Genomic DNA, 15,383 nt, shown 5'->3' with positions numbered 1-15,383 from the left:
CGTTGTGCTCTGGCAGAATAGCGGATAGAGCTTCTATCGGCCGTGGCCGGGGTTTCATTAATTTTTTCGAGTGCAGGTCGCATGGCAGAGCAAGGGCAGGGCGCAGGTATCAGGGTCGAGGCAATGTCGGCGCCGTTTCACAGTCAGGCGCAGGCGTGGTCGCAGCGCCTGGGCCTGCCGTTGGTGGATGACGCGGCGGCGTTCGCCCTGCAGGTCGGTGCCGAGGGGCTGCAGTTGCAGCAATTAGGGCCGCAGGCACCGGGCGCGGTGCGCGTGGACTTCGTCGAAGGTCAGGCAGCCCACCGCCGGCTGTTCGGCGGTGGCAGCGGGCAAATGATCGCCAAGGCGGTGGGCATCGCTCAGGGTGTGCGGCCGCGGGTGCTGGATGCCACGGCCGGTTTGGGCAAGGATGCCTTCGTGCTGGCCAGCCTGGGCTGCCAGATGACCCTGATCGAGCGCCAGCCGCTGATCGCAGCGTTGCTCGAAGATGGTCTGGCGCGAGGGCGTTCGGACGCTGAAGTGGCGTCGATCGTCCAGCGCATGCACCTGCTGACGGGTAACGCCATCGCGCACATGCGCGGATGGCAGGGCGAGGCGCCGCAGGTGATCTACCTCGACCCGATGTTCCCTCATCGCGACAAGAGCGCCTTGGTGAAGAAGGAAATGCGCGTGTTCCGTCCCTTGGTCGGCGACGACCTGGACGCTCCGGCGCTGCTCGAAGCGGCCCTTGCACTGGCGAGCCATCGCGTGGTGGTCAAGCGTCCGCGCAAGGCGCCGATCATCGACGGGCCCAAGCCGAGCCACAGCCTGGAAGGCAAGTCCAGCCGCTATGACATCTACCCCAAGAAGGCGCTCAAGCCCCAGGCTTGATTCGACCGTGAAGCAGGGCGCGAACCGTTCAGGACTCGCGCCGGTACGCACGCATGAACAGCGCCACCACCTCGCGCAGATGCACCTCGGCCTCTTCGCCGGCCAAGGGCGGCGCGCAACCGAGCAGCAAGCGGTAATCCGGCGCCCCTTTGACCAGGCAGAAGAAGTGCTCCGCCGCCCTGTCGGGGCGGTCGATGGCCAGCATCGACCGTGCATCGACCTCCCGTAGCAACCCTTCCATGCCAGCCAGTACCCGCCTGGGTCCCGCCTCGTAGAAAAACTGCCCCAGTCGAGGGTCTTGATTACCCAAGGCCATGATCAGCCGTGTCAGCTTGACCGACTCGTCATTACTGATCAGCGCCTGGAAACCACGGGCTATGCTCAGCAGGACGTCTTCGAGGGAGGCGCCCTCAGGCAGTTCGAAGATCAGGTCAGGCAGTTGCGTCTGGCAAGTCGCCATGACCGCCGTGCCGAACAGCGTCTGTTTGTCGTTGAAGTGGCTGTAGACCGTGAGTTTTGAAACACCTGCCGCCGCAGCGACCGCATCCATGCTGGTGTTGGCGTAGCCAAGGCTGAGAAACAGCGACTTGGCGGCTTCGAGGATAGCGTCGCGTTTGGCGAGATCCTTGGGCCGGCCAGGGCCTGTGGGTGCGTCGATGGGCATTGCAGTCCTTGTTTGTCCGAGGTGGCGCTCATCTTACCGGGTCATGCGGCCAATACGATTTTTCTCTAGGGCAACGGCTTCCCCGGTTCGGTTCCCTGACTTAATATACCCGCCAGTTCAATTATTAGAAGCGTCCCCTGCCAGGAAGGTCCGTCATCATGTTGCGTCACGCCTCGCCTCTGTTGTCGCTCGCTTGTGTCCTGCTGCTCACTGCCTGTGGCGCGGAGGTCGCGACGCCCGTCGCCCCGCGTCCGGCGCTGGTGATTCAGCCCCAGCCTGCCGTCGCCGCTGCCGACAGCTACCCAGGAGAAGTGCGCGCCCGCTTCGAACCGGCGCTGGCGTTTCGCATTGCTGGCAAGGTGAGCAAGCGCCTGGTGGAGGAGGGGCAGCGGGTCAAGGCCGACCAGCCACTGGCTGAGTTGGACCCCCAAGACGTGCGCCTGCAACTGGATGCGAGTCGTGCCCAGTTGGCAGCGGCCGAGGCCAACCTGGCGCTGGTCCGTGCCGAGCGCGATCGCTATCAGCGCCTGATCGACAGGCAGATGGTCAGCCGCTCCCAGTACGACAACGCCGAGAACCTCTACCGGGCCGGGCTCGCTCGCCTGAAGCAGGCCAAGGCCGAGGTCGATGTGGCCGGTAACCAGGCCGCCTACGCAGTGCTGCGTGCGCCGCAGGACGGGGTGATCGCCCAGCGTCTGGTCGAGGTCGGCCAGGTGGTGGCGCCGGGGCAGACGGTCTTCACCCTGGCTGCCGATGGCGAGCGCGAAGTGGCCATCGGCTTGCCGGAGCAGCAGTTCGCCCGTTTCGCCGTCGGCCAGCCGGTCAGCGTCGAGCTGTGGTCGCAGCCCGGCCAACGCTTCGTTGGCCGCATTCGCGAGCTGTCGCCAGCGGCCGATCCACGCTCGCGTACATTCGCCGCGCGGGTGGCGTTCGCCTCCACCTCGATCCCCGCGCAGTTGGGGCAGAGCGCCAAGGTGTACATCGCCGGCGCCGAGCGCTCGCCGCTGTCGGTGCCGCTCTCGGCCGTCACTGCCGAGCAGGGGCAGGCTTATGTCTGGCGGGTCGGTCGCGACCATCGGGTGCAACGCGCGCCGGTGCGCATCGGGCCTTATGGCGCCGAGAGCGTGCCGGTGCTGGCCGGGCTCGACGCGGGTGACTGGGTGGTTGCCGCTGGCGGTCATGTGTTGCGCGAGGGCCAGGAGGTGAGGCCGGTGGATCGCAGCAACCGAGGGGTAGACCTGGCGGCCAAGGAGTAAGTCGCGATGGGGTTCAATCTTTCCGCGTGGGCGTTGCGCAATCGCCAGATCGTCCTGTTCCTGATGATTCTGCTCGCGGCCATCGGTGCTGTGTCCTACACCAAGCTGGGACAGAGCGAGGATCCGCCCTTCACCTTCAAGGCCATGGTCATTCGCACCCTCTGGCCGGGCGCTACCGCCGAAGAAGTGGCCCGACAGGTCACCGAGCGCATCGAGAAGAAGCTGATGGAGACCGGCGAGTACGACAAAATCATCTCGTCCTCGCGCCCCGGTGAATCCCTGGTCACCTTCATGGCCCGTGATTCGCTGCATTCGGCCGACATCCCGGCGCTGTGGTACCAGGTCCGCAAGAAGATCGCGGACATCCGCTACACCTTGCCGCCCGAGGTTCAGGGGCCGTTCTTCAACGACGAGTTCGGTACCACCTTCGGCAACATCTATGCGCTCAGTGGCGAGGGCTTCGATTACGCCGTGCTCAAGGACTATGCCGATCGCATCCAGATCCAGTTGCAGCGGGTCAAGGACGTGGGCAAGGTCGAATTGCTCGGCTTGCAGGACGAAAAGATCTGGATCGAACTGTCCAACACCAAGCTGGCCACTCTGGGCCTGTCGCTGGCTGCCGTGCAACAGGCACTTCAGGAGCAGAACGCGGTGAGCACCGCAGGCTTCTTCGAAACGCCCAGCGAGCGCCTGCAACTGCGGGTCAGCGGGCGCTTCGACAGTGTCGAGCAGATCCGCCAGTTCCCCCTGCGGGTGGGCGAGCGCACGCTGCGCATCGGCGACGTGGCCGACGTGCACCGGGGATTCAACGACCCGCCCGCACCGCGCATGCGTTTCATGGGCGAGAATGCTATCGGCCTGGCCGTGTCGATGAAAGACGGCGGCGACATTTTGGTGCTGGGCAAGGCGTTGCAGGCCGAGTTCACCCGGCTGGCGCAGAACCTGCCGCTGGGCATGGCGTTGCGCAAGGTCTCGGACCAGCCCGCAGCGGTCAAGGCCGGGGTCGGCGAATTCGTCCAAGTGCTGGTCGAGGCGTTGGTCATCGTCCTGCTGGTCAGCTTCTTCTCCCTGGGCCTGCGCACCGGCCTGGTGGTGGCACTGGCCATTCCGCTGGTGCTGGCGATGACCTTCGCCACCATGCACTACCTCGGCATCGGCTTGCACAAGATATCCCTGGGCGCGCTGGTGCTGGCTTTGGGCCTGCTGGTGGACGACGCGATCATCGCGGTGGAAATGATGGCGATCAAGATGGAGCAGGGCTTCGACCGGCTCAAGGCGGCCAGCTACGCGTGGTCCAGCACGGCCTTCCCGATGCTCACCGGCACCCTGATCACCGCAGCAGGGTTCTTGCCCATCGCCACCGCAGCTTCGAGCACCGGCGAGTACACCCGTTCGATCTTTCAGGTCGTGACCATCGCACTGCTGACTTCATGGATCGTCGCCGTGCTGTTCGTGCCCTACCTGGGTGACCGGCTGCTGCCGGACCTGGCCAAGCGGCATGCCGCGCAGGGCGCTCAGCACGGTCCCGACCCCTATGCCACACCGTTCTATCGGCGCGTACGGGCGGTGGTGCAGTGGTGCGTACGCCGGCGCAAGACGGTGATCCTGCTGACCCTGGCGGCGTTCGTCGGGAGCCTGCTGTTGTTCCGCTTCGTGCCGCAGCAGTTCTTCCCTGCCTCCGCGCGCCCGGAGCTGATGATCGACCTGAAGCTGGCCGAAGGCGCTTCGCTGGCCAACACCACCGAACAGGTCGAGCGCCTGGAGGCGCTGCTCAAGCAGCAGCCGGGCATCGACAACTACGTGGCCTACGTCGGTACCGGCTCGCCGCGCTACTACCTGCCGCTGGACCAGCAATTGCCGGCCACCAGCTTTGCCCAGTTCGTGGTGCTGGCCAAGTCGCTGGAGGACCGCGAGGTTCTGCGCCGCTGGGCCATCGCCACCCTGGACGACGAGTTTCCGCAGTTGCGCTGGCGCGTCACGCGGCTGGAGAACGGCCCGCCGGTGGGCTACCCGGTGCAGTTCCGGGTGACCGGCGAGCACATCGACCAGGTGCGCGCCCTGGCCCGCGAAGTGGCGGTCAAGGTGCGCGATAACCCGCACCTGGTCAACGTGCACCTGGACTGGGAGGAGCCGAGCAAAGCGGTGTTCCTGGCGATCGACCAGGACCGCGCCCGCGCCCTGGGCGTGAGCACCGCGCAATTGTCCAGCTTCCTGCAGAGCGCCTTGAGCGGCAGCACGGTGAGCCAGTACCGCGAAGACAACGAACTGATCGAGATCTTGGTGCGCGGCACCGCCGAGACGCGTCGCGACCTGGGCAGCCTGTCCAGCCTCGCGGTGCCTACCGACAACGGCCGCAGCGTGGCGCTGTCACAGATCGCCACCTTGGAATATGGCTTCGAAGAGGGCGTGATCTGGCACCGCAATCGCCTGCCGACGGTCACCGTGCGCGGTGATATCTATGGTAAGGAGCAGCCCGACAGCCTGGTCCGGCAGATTCTACCGACCTTGCAGTCAGTACGTGAGCACCTGCCGGACGGCTACCTGCTGGAGGTCGGCGGCACGGTCGAGGACGCCGAGCGTGGCCAGCGTTCGGTGAATGCCGGCATGCCGTTGTTCATCGTGGTGGTGCTGACCCTGCTGATGGTCCAGCTGCGCAGTTTCTCGCGCACGCTGATGGTGTTCCTCACCGCGCCCTTGGGGCTGATCGGCGTGACCCTGTTCCTGCTGGTGTTCCGCCAGCCGTTCGGCTTCGTGGCGATGCTCGGCACCATCGCGCTGGCCGGCATGATCATGCGCAACTCGGTGATCCTGGTGGACCAGATCGAGCAGGACATCGCCGCCGGCCTGGACCGCTGGCAGGCGATCATCGAAGCCACCGTCCGTCGGTTCCGGCCCATCGTGCTGACGGCGCTGGCCGCAGTGCTGGCGATGATCCCGCTGTCGCGCAGCGTGTTCTACGGGCCGATGGCCGTGGCGATCATGGGCGGGCTGATCGTCGCCACGGCGCTGACGCTGCTGTTCCTTCCGGCGCTGTATGCCGCGTGGTTCAGGGTCAAGAAAGGCGACTGAGCGTGATGCCGCTTGAAGGGGATCGATGCAGTCGGCTCACACCGCCGCGATCTCATCGGCGGTCAGCAGTCTGAAAGCACCAGGCGCCAGGTCCGGGTCCAGCGTGATCGGGCCCATGCGCTCTCGGTGCAGGGCGATCACCTTGTTGTCGAAGTGGCCGAACATGCGCTTGACCTGGTGATAGCGTCCTTCGACGATCGCCAGTCGTGCGCTGCGCGGGCCGAGGATCTCGAGCTGGGCGGGCAGGGTGGTGAGGTCTTCGAACGCGAAGTACAGGCCGGCGCGGAAAGTCTCGATGTAGTGCGCGCCGATCTCGTCTTCGGTCTGCACGTGGTAGACCTTGGGCAGCTTGGTCTGCGGTTGGGTCAGGCGTCGCGACCACTGGCCGTCGTTGGTCAACAGCATCAGGCCGGTGGTGTTGTAGTCCAGGCGCCCGGCGATGTGCAGGTCGTCACGCAGTTGCGGGGGCAGTAACTCCAGCACGGTGGGGTGTTGCGGATCGCGTGTGGCGCTGACGCACCCGGCGGGCTTGTTGAGCATCAGGTAACGCGCTGCGCGTCCCGCCTGCAAAACCTGCTCGGCCACTTCGACCTGGCTGAATTCGCGCACTTCATGGCGCGGATCGGTGACCGTCAGTCCGTCCACGCGCACGCTGCGCTGCGCCAGCAGGACACGCACCTGTTGGCGGTTGTACTGGGGAAAGTTGGCCAGAAACCGGTCCACGCGCATGGCGGGCGCTCAGTCGTGTTGCCGCGTGGCGGCGGCCTTGAGTTGCTCATCCACCGCAGCGCAGCGCGGGCACAGGCAGGATCGGTTGCGCAGCTCGGCGGGCAGGGCTTGGAGCAGCGCAGGATCGATGCTGACGCTGTAGCACCAGCAGGCCTGGGTGGCGCTGCGGGGGTCGGCCAGTGCGCACTGGTTGGCGGCGCCACAGGCGGGGCAGCGTTGAGGGTCGTGCATGAGCGGGTCCGCAAAATCGTGTCTGGGGGCAGGCAGGCGCGCAGTATAGCGGCTACAGGCCGTGCCTCGCAGTGGCGTCATGCTTCAGGGGCTGGCTCACAGGCCGGACGGTTGCTCCAGGTCGGCCAGCGGATGTGCGCCCTCCCACACGGGACTGAAGTGCGCCTGGACGACCGCCCCCGGCACCTGGCCGACGTCCGGCCAATGCCAGCGCGGCTGCTGGTCCTTGTCGATCAAGCGCGCACGCACGCCTTCGCTGAATTCCGGGTGCCGGCAGCAGTTCAAGCTCATGGCGTACTCCATCTGGAACACCTGGGCCAGCGACAAGGTGCGGGCGCGCCGCAGTTGCTCCCAGAGCAGATGGCCGGTCAACGGGCAGCCCTGCTGCACGCGTTCGCCCGCGGCCGCCAGCAGCGGATCGGCGTGGCCCTGCAAGCCGCACACTGCACGCCAGGCCGCCACCGGATCGCAGACATCGAGCAAGGCGTCGATCTGCGCCCGACGCGGCAACCACTGCGGCTCGGGCAGCTCAGCGCGGGCCCGGTGCTGCTCGGCCCGCAGCAGGCTGCACAGTTGCAGTTCGGTCTGTTCCTGCCAGTTCAGTTGCAGCAGCTCGTCGATCAGCGCGTCCTGCTGCCCTTCGCCGAGAAAGCGGTCGGCCAGGCCCAGGTCGAGGGCGTCGCGGGCGTTGATCGGCGAGCCGGTCAGGCCCAGAAACAGTCCCAGCTTGCCCGGCAGTCGACTGAGGAACCCACTGGCCCCGACATCCGGGTACAGGCCAATGCTCACCTCCGGCATCGCCAGGCGCGTACTGGGCGTGACGATGCGCAGGTTGGCGCCCTGCAACAGGCCCATGCCGCCCCCAGCACATGGCCGTGCCCCCAGCACAGCAGCGGCTTGGGGTAGGTGTGCAGCAGATGATCGAGACGGTACTCGCGTTCAAAGAAGGTCGCGGCCAGCGGCGGCACGCCGCCGGGCGATTCGCGGCAGGCCTGGGCCAGGGCGCGGACGTCGCCGCCGGCACAGAAGGCCTTGGCACCGTTGCCGCGCAGCAGCACGCAGACCACCCCCGGATCGTTCGCCCACTCGCGCAGGCGCGTGTCGAGCGCCTCGATCATGGGCAGGGTGAGGGCGTTGAGGGTCTTGGCGGCATCCAGTGTGGCGATGCCGAGACGGGCGCCATCGGCGCCGGTGAGTAGCTCGCAGTGAATCGACATGAACCACCTCGCGCGAATCGTCGCTCAAGTATGGCTCGCCTTGCCGATCCTGCCGGTCATCGGTCGGCGCGATTGACAAGCCGGCACGGCTTTCCTAGTGTCGCGCCTCACCGATTCAGGATGGCACCATGACCGACGACGATCGCATCAAGCTCGAACCCAGCTGGAAGGCTGCGCTGCGCGCCGAGTTCGACAAGCCCTACATGCATCAGTTGCGCGAATTTCTGCGCGGCGAATACGCTGCCGGCAAGCAGATCTATCCGCCCGGTCCGCTGATCTTCAATGCCCTCAACAGCACGCCGCTGGAGCAGGTCAAGGTGGTGATCCTCGGCCAGGACCCTTATCACGGTCCCGGCCAGGCCCATGGCCTGTGCTTCTCGGTGCAGCCCGGGGTGCCGACGCCGCCGTCGCTGGTGAACATCTACAAGGAACTGCAACGCGACCTGAATCTGCCGATCCCCACGCATGGCTACCTGCAAAGCTGGGCCGAACAGGGCGTGCTGCTGCTCAACACCACCATGACCGTCGAGCGCGCCAACGCTGCCTCGCACGCCAAGAAGGGCTGGGAGCACTTCACCGACCGTATCATCGAGGTGGTCAGCGAGCAGTGCGAAAGCGTGGTGTTCCTGCTCTGGGGCTCGCACGCGCAGAGCAAGCAGAAGCTGATCGACGGCACCCGTCACCTGGTGCTCAAGTCGGTGCACCCTTCGCCGCTGTCGGCGTACCGCGGCTTCTTCGGCTGCGGGCATTTCAGCCGCGCCAACAGCTTCCTCGAGCAGCGCGGGCTGACCCCCATCGACTGGGCCTTGCCGCCGCTGTGAGGCGCGCGGGGTTCACTCGCGTCTGCGCACCCAGTAACGGAACATCGGCTCCGCCAGGAACAGGACGAACAGCAAACGCATCACCTGTAGTGCAGTCACCAACGGCACCGACAACTGCAAGGTCTCTGCGGTCAGGCTCATCTCGGCGATGCCGCCAGGCATCATGCCCAAGGTCAGCGAACGCAGGTCCAAGTGGCTGAACAGGCTCAGCACCCAGGCCGCGCCACCGGCGATCAGCATGCACAAGGCCGTGGCCACCAGGGTGCGGACAAGGAAGGCCGGGGCGCGACGGAAGAAGGCCCGGTTGAAATGGCAGGCCAGGCCGCTGCCGATCAGCCACTGGCCGATCTGACTAGCGCCATTGGGCAGGCCGATGCGCAGATCGCCCGCCAGGCTGATGCTGGCGGCCACCAGCAACGGGCCGAACAACCAGGGGTTGGGCTGGCGCAGACGTTGCCAGAGCAACGCCACGCCGATGCTCAGCGGCGCGATCAGCGCCAACCAGCCCCAACTGACGCTGCCGGCGTGATCGAGCGCCACACCGTTACCCAGCAGCAGCTTGAACAGTGCCGGCACGCACAGCACCACGGCCAGCACCCGCAGGCTCTGGGCGGCGGCCACCTGGCTGAGCAGCGCGCCATTGCGCGCACCAAGGTTGACCATCTCGCCCGAGCCGCCGGGCATGCTGGCGAAGAATGCCGTGGCGCGGTCTTCGCCGGCGCGGCGCAGCAGCCAGACGCCGACCACGCTGGACAGGGTGGTCAGCAGGGCGCCGAAAAAGATCAGGCCGAAATGGCCGGCGACCTGCTCGATCACCTCAGGGGTGAAGTGCAGGCCGATGCCGATACCAATGACCCATTGTCCGCATTTGCGGCCATTGGGAATTTCCGACAGTTGCCAGGGTGTCAGGCAGCGCACGGCGATGATCGCCAGTAGCGAGCCGACCATCCACGGCAAAGGCCAGCCGACCTGACTGGCGATGAAACCGCCCGTCAGGCCGACCAGCCCGGTTGCCCAGAACAGCGGCAACGACCGATCAGGCATCGGCCATGGCCCGGCGTTGCAGACTGCGGCGGCGCCAGATGCGCAGCAGCGGCAGGCTCATCATGCACAGGGTCAATGCCCACACGCCCAGGCTGATCGGGCTCGACCAGAGAATGCCCAGTTCACCGTTGGAGATCGACAGCGCCCGGCGCAGGTTCTGCTCCATCAAGCCGCCGAGGATGAAGCCCAACAGGATCGGCGACAGTGGGAAATCGAGCTTGCGCAGGATGTAGCCCATGATGCCGATGCCGACCATCAGGAACAGGTCGAAGGTGGTGGCATGCACGGCGTACACGCCAATCGCGGTGATGATCGCGATCACCGGCACCAGCGCCCAGTTCGGCACGGCGAGGATACGGGTGAAGATGCGGATCATCGGGATGTTCAGGATCACCAGCATGATGTTGGCGATGAACAGCGAGGCAATCAGGCCCCAGACAATGTCCGGCTGCTGTTCGAACAGCATCGGACCTGGCGTGATGTTGTACAGGGTCAGCGCACCGATCATCACGGCAGTGGTGCCCGAGCCTGGCACGCCGAGGGTCAGCATGGGCACCAGCGCGCCGCAGCACGAGGCGCCGATCGCGGTTTCGGGTGCGGCCAGGCCACGGGCGTCGCCTTTGCCGAATTTGCCGCTGGTGCCAGCGATGCGTTTCTCGGTCATGTAGGCCACGGCACTGGCCAGGGTCGCGCCCGCGCCGGGCAACACGCCCATGATGAAGCCCAGCAGACCACAGCGAATGTTCACCACGAACACCGAGGCCGCTTCCTTCATGTTGAACAGCATGCGTCCGGTGGCCTTGACCGCTTCGTGGCCGTGGTGGGTCTTTTCCAGCAGCAGAAGAATTTCGCTGATGGAGAACAGGCCCAGCACCAGCACCACGAACTGGATGCCATCGGCCAGGTGCACGCTGTCGCCGGTGAAGCGGTATACACCGCTGTTGGCATCGATGCCGACCGCTGACAGGAACAGGCCGATCAAGGCGGCGATGAAGGTCTTCAGGGGCTTGTCACCGGCCATCCCGCCCAGGCAGACGATGGCGAACACCATCAGCACGAAGTACTCCGCCGGTCCGAAGGCGATCGCCCATTTCGCCAGCAGCGGTGCGAACAGCACCATGCCGCAGGTGGCGATGAAGGCGCCGATGAACGAACTCCAGGCCGACAGCGACAAGGCCACACCGGCCAGGCCCTGGCGTGCCATGGGGTAGCCGTCGAGGGTGGTCATCACGGTCGAGGCTTCGCCGGGGATGTTCAGCAGGATCGAGCTGATCCGTCCACCGTATTCGCAGCCCAGGTATACCGCCGCCAGCAGAATCAGTGCCGATTCCGGCGGTAGACCGAGGGCGAAGGCGATGGGGATCAGCAGGGCCACGCCGTTGATCGGGCCCAGGCCCGGCAGCAGGCCGACCACGGTGCCGATCAGCGTACCGCACAAGGCAGTGACCAGGTTGTACGGGCTCAGCGCGACGCCGAAGCCCTGGCCCAGGTAGCTCAAAGTATCCATGTGTCAGTTCTCCAGTACGCTCAGCAGACCCAGGGGCAGGGGCACGTCCATCATGCGGTCGAACAACCAGTACAGCAGCAGGCTCATGGCGACCACCACGACGGCGCTGTGCAGCGAATTGCCACCGTACAGGCGCGCCATGGGCACGCCGACGAGCACGGCGCTGAGGATGAAACCGAGCGATTCGAAGGTTGCGGCGAACAGGATCAGCAGGCCGATGCAGGCGACGATCTTGGTCAGGGTTTCGCGATCCAGGGCCGGTTCATCGTCCTTGCGCACGATGGGCGTGGGGCGGATGGCCAGGTACAACAGGCCAAGCCCCATCAGACCGAGCATCAGCAGCGGGTAGGCCCGTGGGCCGACAGGTTCGTAGGAGAAAGCGGCCTGATAGGGCCAGGCCATCACGGCCAGGGCCGCGCAGACCGCGAGCATGGCCAGGGCGAAGAGGCGTTGCAGGATCATTGCTGAGTCCTCAGTGAACGCGGAGCCTGTGGCCGCAGCGAAGGATCGCCGCGGCCACAGGAAGCGCTGAAAGGTCGTGGTGGCTTACTGGATCAGGCCGAATTCCTTGGCCAGGGTCTTGTAGTCGGCCACTTGCTTCTTGACGTAGGCGTCCAGCTCTTCGCCGGTCATGGCGAAGGGGAACAGTTCGCGCTGGTCACGCAGCTTGGCGAAGTCTTCCGAGGCCAGCAGCTTGTCGAACGACGCTTTCCACCAGTCGTATTCTTCATCGGTCACCTTCGGCCCGAGGTAGAAGCCGCGCACCACCGGCCAGACGATGTCGTAGCCCTGTTCACGGGCGGTCGGAATGTCCTTCATCTCCGGCTCGTCCAGGCGGTTTTCCGAGAACACCGCGAGGATGCGCATGTTGCCGCTCTGGATGTGCGGCATGGAGTCGGAAATATCGGTGGAACCGACCTGGATATGGCCGCCGAGCAGTGCCGTGGCGATTTCGCCGCCGCCTTCCAGGGCTACGTAACGCAGGTCGCGCGGGTTGATGCCGGCAGCCTTGGCAATCAGCGCGGTCTGCATCCAGTCCTGGCTACCGACCGTGCCACCGGAGCCGATCACCACGCTGCCTGGGTCCTTCTTCAGTGCTTTGACCAGGTCATCCAAGGTCTTGTAGGGCGAGTCGTTCTTGACCGCGATGGCGCCGTAGCTGGTGCCGACGGCAGCCAGCCATTTCACGGCGTTCTCGTCGAAGCGGCCGAACTTGCCCTGGGCCAGGTTCAACAACGAGCCACTGGACCAGGCCACCAGGGTGCCGGCATCCGCCGGGCGCTGGGCGACCACGGCGTTGTAAGCCACTGCGCCGACGCCGCCGGGCATGTAGGTCACGCGCATCGGCTTACTGAGGATCTTCTCCTGCACCAGAGCGCTCTGCGCCAGTTTGCAGGTCAGGTCGAAGCCGCCACCGGGCGAGGCCGGGGCGATGCATTCCGGGCGTTTGGGTTCGGCGGCCAGGGCGTTGCCCGCCAGCAGCAGGCAACCGGTGGCCAGGACGAGTCGGCGCAGTGAAGGGGTCATGATAGGTCTCCGTGAACGTTGTTGTTATGGGGGGTCACAGGGTCAGGCGTGTGCTGATCGGCAGGCGCACTTCATCGCCAACGGTCAGGTCGCGGTACTTGCAGGGGAGTGCTGAGGGCTGTGTTCGAGCGGGCGCGCTGGGCGAGCCTCGGGGTGCGACCGGACAGGAACCGGTTGGGATGCAGAGACGGCATCGTTGTCTGACTCCGTTTATTGTTCTTATTCGTTGCACCTTGCTGGTGCTTTATTGGGCGCGTGGAGCGACCTTGGTGCGATGCTAGGTAACGAACCTTTCGCCAACCTTTCAACGTGAAAGGTTTGTGACCCAGGGGCTTCACAGGCTTGGCGACAGCGGTACACTCCGGGCCACTGTCCAATCCGAGCAGGAATAAACCGATGCGTGTGCTGCTGGTCGAAGATCACCTGCCGCTGGCCGACAGCGTGGCCCAGGCGCTCAAGAGTCACGGCCTGACCGTGGACGTGCTGCATGACGGCGTGGCGGCCGACCTGGCCCTGGCCAGCGAGGATTACGCCGTGGCCGTACTCGATGTCGGCCTGCCGCGCCTGGACGGCTTCGAGGTGCTGGCGCGCCTGCGCGGCCGTGGCAAGACCCTGCCGGTGTTGATGCTGACCGCACGCAGCGATGTCAAGGATCGGGTCCATGGCTTGAACCTGGGGGCCGACGATTACCTGGCCAAACCGTTCGAACTGACCGAGCTCGAAGCGCGGGTCAAAGCCTTGCTGCGGCGCAGCGTGCTCGGCGGCGAGCGTCAGCAGCGTTGTGGGCCGCTGGTCTACGACCTCGACACTCGACGCTTTACCCTGGGTGACGACGCGCTGACCCTGACCTCTCGCGAGCAGAGCGTGCTCGAAGCGTTGATCGCTCGTCCCGGACGGGTGATGAGCAAGGAGCAACTGGCCGCCCAGGTTTTCGGTCTGGACGAGGAGGCCAGTCCCGACGCCATCGAGATCTATATCCACCGATTGCGCAAGAAACTCGACGGCCATTCGGTAGCCATCGTGACGTTCCGTGGGCTGGGCTACCTGCTCGAGCACCGCGATGCGTGACGCCGGCAGCTTGCGTGGGCGCTTGCTGGGCAACCTTGCGCTGCTGCTGGTGGTGTTGATGCTGGCCAGTGGTCTGAGCGCTTACTGGAATGGCCGCGAAGCGGCCGACACGGCCTATGACCGTACCTTGCTGGCGTCGGCGCGGACCATCGCTGCCGGGCTTTCGCAGCGCGACGGCACGCTCAGCGCCGACGTACCCTACGTGGCACTGGACACCTTCGCTTACGACAGTGCCGGACGCATTTACTACCAGGTCCTGGACATCGACCAGAAGCTGATCTCCGGCTATGAAAAGCTGCCGCCGCCGCCGCCGGGTACGCCGCGCACCGACGATTACCCGGCGCTGGCCCGCTTCTACAACGCGACTTATCTGGGCCAGGACGTGCGCGTGGTCAGCCTGCTCAAGGCGGTCAGCGAGCCGAACATGAACGGTATGGCCGAGATTCGCGTGGCCGAGACCGAGGAGGCGCGGGTCAGCATGGCGCGCAGCCTGATGGCCGATACCCTGCTGCGTCTGGGCATGCTGGCGCTGGGTGCGCTGGTGCTGGTGTGGTTCGCGGTCAGTGCCGCCTTACGCCCGCTGGAGCGGTTGCGCACGGCGGTGGAGGAGCGTCAGCCCGACGATTTGCGTGCCCTGCCGGTGGTGCAGGTGCAGCATGAGCTGATGCCGCTGGTGGGCGCCTTGAATCATTTCACCGAGCGCTTGCGCGGTCAGTTCCAGCGCCAGGCGCAATTCATCGCCGACGCTGCCCACGAGTTACGCACGCCCTTGGCGGCGCTCAAGGCGCGTGTCGAATTAGGGTTGCGCTCGCGAGAGCCGCAGCAGTGGCACCAGACGCTGGAGGCGGCGGCGCAGGGCACCGATCGCCTGACCCACCTGGCCAATCAGTTGCTGTCGCTGGCGCGGGTGGAAAACGGTGCTCGGGCCATCGCCGAGGGGGGCGCTCAGCGCCTGGATCTCAGTCAGTTGGCGCGCGAACTGGGCATGGCCATGGCGCCGCTGGCCCATGCACACGGGGTCGCTCTGGCGTTGGAAGCCGAAGCGCCGGTGTGGCTCAAGGGCGAGCCCACCTTGCTCAACGAACTGCTGAGCAATCTGGTGGACAATGCCCTGGCCCACACACCCTCTGGCGGCAATGTGATCTTGCGGGTACTGGCGCCTGCGGTGCTGGAGGTGGAGGACGATGGTCCGGGTATCCCTGAGGATGACCGCGAGCGGGTGTTCGAGCGCTTCTATCGGCGCAGCGCGCAGGGCAGTGGGTTGGGGCTGGCCATTGTCGGCGAAATTTGCCGGGCGCACCTGGCGCAGATCAGTCTGCATGATGGCGACAACGGCGGTCTTAAAGTGCGGGTGAGCTTCATCGCCGACTGAAAAGGGCG

At 65.8% G+C, this 15,383-nt stretch carries 13 protein-coding genes and 1 pseudogene; 6 read left to right on the top strand and 8 right to left on the bottom strand.

Annotated features, from left to right (window positions below; translation table 11 throughout):
• Nucleotides 1-81 precede the first annotated feature (81 nt).
• Nucleotides 82-870 carry a class I SAM-dependent methyltransferase gene (locus GKC70_RS18655; protein ID WP_342649535.1) on the top strand — a complete coding sequence of 263 codons (789 nt, stop codon included), beginning with the start codon at nt 82-84 and terminating at the stop codon, nt 868-870.
• A 28-nt stretch (nt 871-898) separates the two neighbouring features.
• Here the strand turns inward: GKC70_RS18655 and GKC70_RS18650 are convergent, their stop codons facing one another.
• Nucleotides 899-1,534, bottom strand: a complete 636-nt coding sequence (locus tag GKC70_RS18650) for a TetR/AcrR family transcriptional regulator (protein ID WP_116887671.1) — start codon at nt 1,532-1,534, stop codon at nt 899-901.
• Between the two features lie 158 nt (nt 1,535-1,692).
• Between GKC70_RS18650 and GKC70_RS18645 the strand changes: the two genes are divergently transcribed.
• Nucleotides 1,693-2,790: an efflux RND transporter periplasmic adaptor subunit gene (locus GKC70_RS18645; RefSeq protein ID WP_317871253.1), complete on the top strand. Its 1,098-nt coding sequence runs from the start codon at nt 1,693-1,695 to the stop codon at nt 2,788-2,790.
• Between the two features lie 6 nt (nt 2,791-2,796).
• Nucleotides 2,797-5,859 carry an efflux RND transporter permease subunit gene (locus GKC70_RS18640; protein WP_342649534.1) on the top strand — a complete coding sequence of 1,021 codons (3,063 nt, stop codon included), beginning with the start codon at nt 2,797-2,799 and terminating at the stop codon, nt 5,857-5,859.
• Nucleotides 5,860-5,895: 36 nt separating this feature from the next.
• Here the strand turns inward: GKC70_RS18640 and GKC70_RS18635 are convergent, their stop codons facing one another.
• The 3 genes and pseudogenes from GKC70_RS18635 to GKC70_RS18625 all read right to left on the bottom strand — a co-directional run bounded on the left by GKC70_RS18635 (nt 5,896) and on the right by GKC70_RS18625 (nt 8,036).
• A complete protein-coding gene (locus tag GKC70_RS18635; RefSeq protein WP_342649533.1) occupies nt 5,896-6,588 on the bottom strand; it encodes a pseudouridine synthase in 693 nt (230 codons plus the stop codon).
• Nucleotides 6,589-6,597: 9 nt separating this feature from the next.
• Nucleotides 6,598-6,819 (bottom strand): cysteine-rich CWC family protein, encoded by a 222-nt coding sequence (locus GKC70_RS18630; protein ID WP_039575835.1) that lies wholly within the window; start codon nt 6,817-6,819, stop codon nt 6,598-6,600.
• Nucleotides 6,820-6,915: 96 nt separating this feature from the next.
• Nucleotides 6,916-8,036 (bottom strand): annotated as a pseudogene (locus tag GKC70_RS18625) (enoyl-CoA hydratase/isomerase family protein).
• 128 nt (nt 8,037-8,164) lie between these two features.
• On the opposite strand from GKC70_RS18625, the gene ung reads away from it, so the two are divergent.
• Nucleotides 8,165-8,857: a uracil-DNA glycosylase gene (gene ung, locus GKC70_RS18620; protein ID WP_029613490.1), complete on the top strand. Its 693-nt coding sequence runs from the start codon at nt 8,165-8,167 to the stop codon at nt 8,855-8,857.
• 12 nt (nt 8,858-8,869) lie between these two features.
• On the opposite strand, the gene GKC70_RS18615 is transcribed toward ung, so the two are convergent.
• The 4 genes from GKC70_RS18615 to GKC70_RS18600 form a co-directional block, all read right to left on the bottom strand.
• Nucleotides 8,870-9,901, bottom strand: coding sequence for an AbrB family transcriptional regulator (locus GKC70_RS18615; RefSeq protein WP_342649532.1), 1,032 nt, complete (start codon nt 9,899-9,901; stop codon nt 8,870-8,872).
• Nucleotides 9,894-11,408 (bottom strand): tripartite tricarboxylate transporter permease, encoded by a 1,515-nt coding sequence (locus tag GKC70_RS18610; RefSeq protein WP_304483947.1) that lies wholly within the window; start codon nt 11,406-11,408, stop codon nt 9,894-9,896. The genes GKC70_RS18615 and GKC70_RS18610 overlap by 8 nt, the downstream gene beginning before the upstream one ends.
• A 3-nt stretch (nt 11,409-11,411) precedes the next feature.
• Nucleotides 11,412-11,870 (bottom strand): tripartite tricarboxylate transporter TctB family protein, encoded by a 459-nt coding sequence (locus GKC70_RS18605; RefSeq protein WP_342649531.1) that lies wholly within the window; start codon nt 11,868-11,870, stop codon nt 11,412-11,414.
• Nucleotides 11,871-11,954: 84 nt separating this feature from the next.
• Complete coding sequence (locus GKC70_RS18600) at nt 11,955-12,935, bottom strand: tripartite tricarboxylate transporter substrate binding protein (protein ID WP_342649530.1); 981 nt, start codon at nt 12,933-12,935, stop codon at nt 11,955-11,957.
• A 396-nt stretch (nt 12,936-13,331) separates the two neighbouring features.
• Between GKC70_RS18600 and GKC70_RS18595 the strand changes: the two genes are divergently transcribed.
• Together GKC70_RS18595 and GKC70_RS18590 are read left to right on the top strand one after the other, a co-directional pair.
• Nucleotides 13,332-14,003, top strand: a complete 672-nt coding sequence (locus GKC70_RS18595; RefSeq protein ID WP_342649529.1) for a response regulator — start codon at nt 13,332-13,334, stop codon at nt 14,001-14,003.
• Nucleotides 13,996-15,375 carry a sensor histidine kinase gene (locus GKC70_RS18590; protein WP_116887678.1) on the top strand — a complete coding sequence of 460 codons (1,380 nt, stop codon included), beginning with the start codon at nt 13,996-13,998 and terminating at the stop codon, nt 15,373-15,375. Before GKC70_RS18595 ends, GKC70_RS18590 begins: the two co-directional genes overlap by 8 nt.
• The last annotated feature ends 8 nt before the right edge of the window (nt 15,376-15,383 follow it).

The sequence above is a fragment of the Pseudomonas sp. REB1044 genome (assembly GCF_038813925.1).
In the GTDB taxonomy this organism is placed as follows: Bacteria; Pseudomonadota; Gammaproteobacteria; order Pseudomonadales; family Pseudomonadaceae; genus Aquipseudomonas; species Aquipseudomonas boreofloridensis.
This window is presented reverse-complemented; position numbering and strand designations above follow the sequence as displayed.